7 protein-coding genes are annotated in these 7,482 nt (G+C 58.7%); 2 read left to right on the top strand and 5 right to left on the bottom strand.

Annotated features, from left to right (window positions below):
- Positions 1–151: 151 nt before the first annotated feature.
- From ALO64_RS04590 to ALO64_RS04610, 5 genes are all read right to left on the bottom strand, one after another.
- A complete protein-coding gene (locus tag ALO64_RS04590) occupies positions 152–346 on the bottom strand; it encodes a hypothetical protein (RefSeq protein ID WP_004665916.1) in 195 nt (64 codons plus the stop codon).
- Between the two features lie 175 nt (positions 347–521).
- Positions 522–1,694, bottom strand: coding sequence for a lactonase family protein (locus tag ALO64_RS04595; protein WP_044343707.1), 1,173 nt, complete (start codon positions 1,692–1,694; stop codon positions 522–524).
- Positions 1,695–1,774: 80 nt separating this feature from the next.
- Complete coding sequence (locus ALO64_RS04600) at positions 1,775–2,059, bottom strand: DUF5629 family protein (protein ID WP_004665918.1); 285 nt, start codon at positions 2,057–2,059, stop codon at positions 1,775–1,777.
- A 127-nt stretch (positions 2,060–2,186) separates the two neighbouring features.
- A complete protein-coding gene (gene araD1, locus ALO64_RS04605; RefSeq protein WP_004418549.1) occupies positions 2,187–3,179 on the bottom strand; it encodes an AraD1 family protein in 993 nt (330 codons plus the stop codon).
- Positions 3,180–3,214: 35 nt separating this feature from the next.
- A complete protein-coding gene (locus ALO64_RS04610; RefSeq protein WP_044343706.1) occupies positions 3,215–4,528 on the bottom strand; it encodes an MFS transporter in 1,314 nt (437 codons plus the stop codon).
- Positions 4,529–4,742: 214 nt separating this feature from the next.
- Here ALO64_RS04610 and ALO64_RS04615 point away from each other — a divergent pair, with 214 nt between their 5' ends.
- Both ALO64_RS04615 and ALO64_RS04620 read left to right on the top strand, forming a co-directional pair.
- A complete protein-coding gene (locus ALO64_RS04615) occupies positions 4,743–6,485 on the top strand; it encodes an IlvD/Edd family dehydratase (RefSeq protein WP_002554488.1) in 1,743 nt (580 codons plus the stop codon).
- Between the two features lie 93 nt (positions 6,486–6,578).
- Positions 6,579–7,292: a FadR/GntR family transcriptional regulator gene (locus ALO64_RS04620; protein WP_002554489.1), complete on the top strand. Its 714-nt coding sequence runs from the start codon at positions 6,579–6,581 to the stop codon at positions 7,290–7,292.
- The last annotated feature ends 190 nt before the right edge of the window (positions 7,293–7,482 follow it).

The following is a 7,482-nucleotide window of genomic DNA, read 5'->3' on the forward strand; positions in this document are numbered from 1 at the left end:
CTCTGCGTCCGGTCTTGAATACGCCATCGCCGTCAATGCTTTCGCGAACAGGCTCGCCTGACATTCCGTGCATGGTCTGCCGCGCAGTGGGCAGTAAGTCGCAGGGACCTGTGTTGGCGAACATGCTCGCGAAAGCGTGACGGCTGATGAATCATTGAGCGGATTTGTGATCCAGCGCTGCGTAGAAATTAGCGCTCTGTTGCAGGTATTTCGAGGTGTAGGTCTGAGTGTAGGTCTGAGCAGCGTGGGCTTTTTTGTCAGTTACATCGACACTGGCACTGGCTGGAAGCGCAACGCTTGCGGAAACAGCCGATGCAGCAATGATGGAGAAAAGATTGAAATTCATGTCGGTCACCCCTCGTTATCCGGTTAGCGTTTGCTTGAAGTGTTAGCCGTCTTGGCCGTGACTCAAACTTACGCCCGAGGGTGGTTCAGCAGAAATCTTTTGTAGCACTAACCCATATCATCAAGAATGATAACGGCTCCAGCCCTTGTATCTAGAGGGCTGGAGCTGGAAAGGCTTACTTGTCAGTCAGAAAACGCAGATAAGAAGGTGAATCTGCATCAAATTTCTGCACCGTTTCACCGATCTTCCCGCTCTGCGGATCACGGCGCACGGTCACGATCTGGTTGCTCTTCTGATTGGCGAACAGCATGTACTTGCCAGTCGGGTCAAAGGCGAACTCGCGTGGCTCCTTGCCTTCCAGGGAACGGCGCTGAATTTCTTCCAGCTTGCCGCTGGCCTGATCGATCCGGAATACCACGACCTGATTCGCGTCACCACGATTGGTCACATAGAGAAACTTGCCGTCCGGTGAGGTGTGCAAGGCACCGCCACCGTTTTTCTCCTGCACGCCTTTGCTCTTCATATCAACCAGTTGGGTCTGCTTGAAGACGCCGTCATGGTAATCAAACACCGCGACCTGCGCCGTCATTTCCAGCACCAGCCAGGCACGCTTGCCATCAGCACTGAACAGGGTGTGACGTGGTCCGGAGCCACCCGGCAATTGCACGGTCGGCTCCTTGGCTGGCTGCAGTGGCTTGGCCTGGCTCGCGTCGTAGCGATACACAAACAGCTTGTCAGCGCCCAAGTCAGCGCTCACTACGTACTTGTCATCCGGGGTCGGCACGGCCAGATGCACATGGGACGACATCTGCCGCTCACTGTTGACCTTGCTTCCGGGCCCCAGCGGCAAGACCTGAACGGCCTCGCTCAACGTACCGTCCTTGCCCACTGGCACCACTGTCAGCGCGCCGCCCGGTTCAGGGTTTACTGCGTAGTTGGCAACGAACAGGTAGCGGCCGTCATAACTCAGGCTGGAGTGCGTCGGTTCTTCACCGCGGCTTTGAACCTGATTGATCGGCGTGATCTGACGGGTTTTCGGGTCGATTGCAAAGCTGCTGACCTTACCGACCACATCTTTTTGCCCTGGGCCGTTTTCATTGACCGCGAACAGATAACGCTGGTCTCTGGACACTGTCAGCCACGAGGGGTTTTCGGTTTTGACCACTTGCAGCGGCTTGGCATCGATCATCCCGGTTTCGCTGTTGAAGGCAAAACGATAGATCCCTTCACTCTTGCCTTGTGTGTAGGAACCTATCAGCAATTCAGTATCGGGCATGGCTTGGGCCTGCAGGGTAAACGCGCTCATGGCACTGGCAATCGCCAGCCACGGCAGAAATTTATGAGGCATGGGGGGCATCCCTTTTTGTCGAAATTATTGATGCCTGTTACGGCACTGTCGGGTCTATGACAGCGCCAGCCCGCATTTACTCAATCCTGCGCGGAATCATCTTCATCGGAGGGGGTAAAGGCATCCAGGCAGATGATCCGGTGATCGGCATTGCCGTCATTGATCACCCAGCTTTGCAGGGATTCATCAAAGGTCGCGGCGTCGACTTGGGCTTTGCTGAAGCGCCATACCTTGCGCTCGCGGCCGTCCATGCATTCGACGTTCAGTTCATCGCCCAGAGAGAAATCCCAAGCGTGCAGACCGTCAATTTCCAGCATGGTAGTGGCTTCAAGGGCAGCAAGCAGTGTGGTGGGTGTGGTAGTCATGAAATTCATCCGGCCAGCAAAAGCGCGAATGATAGGGCAAAAGACAGGCGTAGATACAGTCGGAGCGTAAGTAGAGCCGTACCAGCGCCGAGCGCTGGCACGGTGAGCAATCAAACAGGGACTGCGCTTACAGCTTGCCGATGCCGCCCGGCTGAAACACCGGCTCGCTCGGTGCCAAACCGTTGACCAGCGGCTTGCCGAACTCGGCCTGACTGATCTCGAAACGATCGCCCGGCTGGGTGCGCACGCCATCGGCAAACGACAGTGTCGCGGTGCCGAAGAAATGCACATGCACGTCACCGGGCCTGAGGAACTGTGCGTACTTGAAGTGATGGTATTCAAGGTTTTCCAGGCTGTGGCACATGTTCGCTTCGCCACTGAGGAACTCTTTTTCCCACAGCACCTTGCCGTCGCGCCAGACCCGACTGGTGCCCGACAGGCTTTGCGGCAAGTCGCCCACGCGCAACTCCGGCCCGAACGAACAGGCGCGCAGTTTCGAATGCGCCAGATACAGGTAGTTGCGACGTTCCATGACGTGGTCGGAGTATTCATTACCAATGGCGAAGCCCAGACGATAAGGCTTGCGGTCATGACCGATCACATACAGGCCACTCAGCTCGGGCTCTTCCCCGCCATCTTCGGCGAAAGGCGGCAGCGAAAACGAATGGCCGGGGCGCACGACAATGCTGCCATCACCCTTGTAGAACCACTCTGGCTGAACACCGGCCTGCCCCGCAGCCGGCTTGCCGCCTTCGACGCCCCATTTGAAGATACGCATGGTGTCGGTCATCGAAGCTTCGTCGCCGGACTGCTGGTGCATCTTGTCGCGTGCCGACGCACTGCCCAGATGGGTCAGCCCGGTGCCGCTGACCAGTAAGTGCGCCGGGTCAGGATGGTCGAGCGGCGGCAGGATCCGCAACTCCTCAAGCAACTGCGAATAGTCGTGCGTCTCGCCAACGCCACGCTGCTCGACCTGGTGCGCCAGAGCCGAACCCGCCTCGATTGCCGCCAGCGCCAGCTCGCGAACACTTTCGACACCCTGGACCTCACGTACCTGATCACCGTCGACCAGACCGACCCGGCGCTGACCGTCGCTCAGTTCAAACTGTACTAACCGCATGAAATTCTCCTTCCAGATAATGGGCCGCTGAAAACCTATCTCGCCTTGGCACTCGCCGCGAAGTCGGACACTGGCAGCACATGCTTGCGCTCCAGCACGTGATAGACGATGCCGGTCAGCAGCAGCCCGAAGACCATGACGCCCGACAGAAAATAGAGGCCCGATGCCAGGCTGCCGGTGATTTCCTTCAACGCACCGATCACGAACGGCCCGATGTAGCCGCCCAGGTTGCCGACCGAATTGATCAGCGCGATACCGGCTGCGGCACTGGCACCGGCAAAGAACCGCCCTGGCAATGTCCAGAACACCGCCGTGCAGGAGAACAGCGCAAACGCCACGACACACAATGCAGCCAGCTGCGCCACCGGCAGGGTCAGCCAGGCGCTGCAGAACAGGCCGATGGCACCCAGCACATACAGCACGGCCAGATGCCCGTAACGGTCGTTGAGGCGGTCGGAACTGCGCGGCACGATCAGCAGGCCAATGATGCCGAAAATGTACGGCACCGAAGACACAAAGCCGGTGGTCAGGTCACTGCCACCGAACTGTTTGATCAGCGTCGGCAGCCACAGGCCCAGACCGTAGATACTCAACGTCACCGGCAGGTAGAACAGCGCCAGCAGCAGCACGCGCTTGTCTTTCAAGGGGTGCAACGGATTGCCGTGGCGGGTCTGGCCGTATTCTTCCAGGTCCTTTTTCAGCTCACCGGTCAGCCAGTCTTTCTCGGTCTGGTCCATCCATTTGACCTGTTGCGGACCGTCCGGCAACCAGCGCAGCACCGGCCAGGTCAACAGAATCGCTGGCGTGCCGATGACGATGAACAGCCATTGCCAGCCATGCAGGCCGAGTATGCCGTCCATGCCCAGCAAACCACCGGACACCGGCCCGGTGATCATCATGGCGATGGGTTGCGAGAGGATGAAAAGGCCAAGGATCTTGCCGCGATGGCGCACCGGAAACCACTGGGTGATGTAGTACAGCACACCGGGAAAGAAGCCCGCCTCGGCAGCACCGAGCAGAAAACGCATCACATAGAAGCTGTGCGGCCCTTGGACGAAGGCCATGCCGATGGTGATCGCGCCCCAGGTGATCATGATTCGTGCGAACCAGCGGCGTGCGCCAAAACGCTCGAGCATCAGGTTGCTGGGGATTTCAAACAGGAAGTAGCCGATGAAAAACAGCCCGGCACCCAGCCCGTAGGCCGCGTCGCCGATACCGATGTCGGCGCCCATGTGCAGCTTGGCAAAGCCCACGGCAGAGCGGTCCACATAAGCGATCAGGTAAAGCAGGATAAGAAATGGAATCAGTTTGAACGTAATGCGGCGTATAAGCCGCAGTTCCTGGCTCATGTAGGCGGTCTCCCATTGTTTTTGTTATGGAACCTGCGGGGATCACCTCTGTGACTGGGTGCCGAATGAAGCTGCACATATGCCAGGATGATCCCTCGTCTACGATTGACTATATAGTAATACTATTTGAACTGACAACTCTTCCAATACGCGTTTTTTAGGCTTACCTTAGCCAGCAGCATCGCCATTAAGTCTTACAATAAGAGAGCCGATCATGTCTGACTCCGATAAAAAACCGACCCTCCGTTCTGCCCAGTGGTTTGGCACCGCTGACAAGAATGGCTTCATGTACCGTAGCTGGATGAAGAATCAGGGTATTGCCGACCATCAGTTCCAGGGCAAACCGATCATCGGCATTTGCAATACCTGGTCGGAGTTGACCCCCTGCAACGCGCATTTCCGGCAGATCGCCGAACACGTCAAACGTGGCGTGATCGAAGCAGGCGGCTGGCCGGTCGAGTTTCCGGTGTTTTCCAACGGCGAATCCAACCTGCGCCCTACCGCAATGTTCACTCGCAACCTGGCGAGCATGGACGTTGAAGAAGCGATTCGCGGCAACCCCATCGATGGCGTCGTGCTGCTGACTGGCTGTGACAAAACCACGCCTGCCCTGCTGATGGGTGCCGCCAGTTGCGACATACCTGCCATCGTCGTGACTGGCGGACCGATGCTCAACGGCAAGCATCAGGGCAAGGACATCGGCGCCGGCACCATCGTCTGGCAGATGCATGAGTCCTACAAGGCCGGCACCATCAGCCTGGATGAATTCCTGTCCGCCGAAGCCGGCATGTCTCGCTCGGCAGGCACCTGCAACACAATGGGCACGGCCTCGACCATGGCCTGCATGGCCGAAGCGCTGGGCACTTCATTGCCACACAACGCCGCCATTCCTGCGGTGGATTCGCGACGTTACGTGCTGGCCCACATGTCCGGCATGCGTGCGGTGGACATGGTTCGTGAAGACCTGCGCCTGTCAAAGATTCTCACCAAGGCCGCATTCGAAAACGCCATCCGGGTCAATGCGGCCATTGGCGGTTCGACCAACGCCGTTATTCACCTGAAGGCGATTGCCGGGCGCATCGGCGTCGACCTGGACCTGGACGACTGGTCGCGCATGGGCCGCGGTATGCCGACCATCGTCGACCTGCAACCCTCAGGGCGCTTCCTGATGGAAGAGTTTTACTACGCCGGTGGCCTGCCTGCCGTGCTGCGGCGCATGAACGAAGCCAATTTGCTGCCCAATCCGGACGCACTTACGGTCAATGGTAAAAGCATTGGCGAAAACACCTGCAATTCACCGATCTATGGCGAGGACCAGGTAATCCGTGCGCTGGACAATCCGATTCGCGCCGATGGCGGTATCTGCGTATTGCGCGGCAACCTCGCCCCCCTCGGCGCAGTGCTCAAACCGTCTGCCGCCACGCCAGCACTGATGCAGCATCGGGGCCGGGCGGTGGTGTTCGAGAACTTTGAAATGTACAAGGCGCGGATCAACGATCCGGATCTGGACATCGACGCCACGTCGGTCATGGTCCTCAAGAACTGTGGCCCCAAGGGTTATCCCGGCATGGCCGAGGTCGGCAACATGGGCTTGCCAGCCAAGCTGCTGGCGCAGGGCGTGACTGACATGGTGCGTATTTCCGATGCACGTATGAGCGGCACGGCCTACGGCACAGTGGTTTTGCATGTGGCACCGGAAGCCGCAGCCGGCGGGCCATTGGCCGTGGTCAAGGAAGGTGACTGGATCGAGCTGGACTGCGCTGGCGGACGTCTGCATCTGGACATCCCGGAAGCCGAACTGGCGGCACGCCTCGCCGATTGGCAGGCACCGCAGCAGCTGTTACTCGGTGGCTATCGCCAACTGTACGTGGACCGTGTGATGCAGGCGGATCAAGGCTGCGACTTCGACTTTCTGGTCGGTTGCAGAGGTTCAGAAGTGCCTCGCCACTCGCACTAAAAGAAGCGGCGGTCCCTTGTTCTGGCGACCGCCGTCACTGTTGTGCGATGGTATGATGCCCAGCAATCACTGCCAGGACCCAATTGCGCTCTCATGGATTATCGAAAGCCTTCCGACCGAAAAAGCATGCACGCGCGCATTGTCCAGGAACTGGGCATGCAAATCGTATCCGGCCGTTTCAAGCCTGACGAAAAGCTGCCTGCCGAAGCACTGCTCTGTGAAGAGTACGCCGTCAGCCGCCCGGTACTGCGCGAAGCCACACGGGTTCTGGTCGCCAAGGGGCTGGTCTACTCGCGGCCGCGTGTCGGCACGGTGGTCAAGGCCCGACGCGAATGGCACCTGCTGGACCCGGATGTGCTGCACTGGGTGATGCAAAGTTCGCCGCAGAATGAATTCTTCAACCTGCTGACCAGTGTGCGCGCAGTCATCGAACCGGCTGTTGCAGCACTGGCTGCGCAACATGCCACGGACGCAGAAATCGAGTCGATTCACGAAGCCTACCTGCGCATGGAGGCCGCACCGACCCCGGAAGACCTGCTGCAACCCGATCTCGACTTCCACAGCCGCATCGCCGATGCCACCCATAACGACCTGCTCGCGCACTTGTGCAACATGCTGTCGCTGGCGTTGCGTGAAGCGCTCAAATACTCCAACAAACGCCCCAACCTGCACGAACTGGCCATGCCCCGCCACAAGGCAATCCTCACCGCCATCCAGAACCGCGACGCGCTGGGCGCACGCCATGCTTCGCTGGTGCAACTGGACGATGCGCGCAATGCGCTGAGTGTGGTGCTGGGTGGCGGTTGATTGGCTCGACTGAGTCGATAACTCGTTGAGCCTGTGTATTCGCCGTGTTTATTAGATACGCAAGTCATATTGAAGCGTAAGTCATCATTCCAACGTGCCGCGTGGGAATGCCGTTCTGGAAGCGCTGCATCCTGTCCCAAGTAAGCGGCGCGATACGAATTAATGACGCAGAGCGTCACGAACAGGGCAG

This window comes from Pseudomonas meliae, from assembly GCF_001400515.1.
GTDB lineage: Bacteria > Pseudomonadota > Gammaproteobacteria > Pseudomonadales > Pseudomonadaceae > Aquipseudomonas > Aquipseudomonas amygdali.

What these genes read in the sequence shown, in the direction of transcription:
- ALO64_RS04600 (WP_004665918.1), bottom strand. Translation starts at nt 2,059, where the DNA reads ATGACTACCACACCCACCACACTGCTTGCTGCCCTTGAAGCCACTACC.
- ALO64_RS04620 (WP_002554489.1), top strand. Translation starts at nt 6,579, where the DNA reads ATGGATTATCGAAAGCCTTCCGACCGAAAAAGCATGCACGCGCGCATT.
- ALO64_RS04615 (WP_002554488.1), top strand. Translation starts at nt 4,743, where the DNA reads ATGTCTGACTCCGATAAAAAACCGACCCTCCGTTCTGCCCAGTGGTTT.
- ALO64_RS04590 (WP_004665916.1), bottom strand. Translation starts at nt 346, where the DNA reads ATGAATTTCAATCTTTTCTCCATCATTGCTGCATCGGCTGTTTCCGCA.
- ALO64_RS04595 (WP_044343707.1), bottom strand. Translation starts at nt 1,694, where the DNA reads ATGCCTCATAAATTTCTGCCGTGGCTGGCGATTGCCAGTGCCATGAGC.
- araD1 (WP_004418549.1), bottom strand. Translation starts at nt 3,179, where the DNA reads ATGCGGTTAGTACAGTTTGAACTGAGCGACGGTCAGCGCCGGGTCGGT.
- ALO64_RS04610 (WP_044343706.1), bottom strand. Translation starts at nt 4,528, where the DNA reads ATGAGCCAGGAACTGCGGCTTATACGCCGCATTACGTTCAAACTGATT.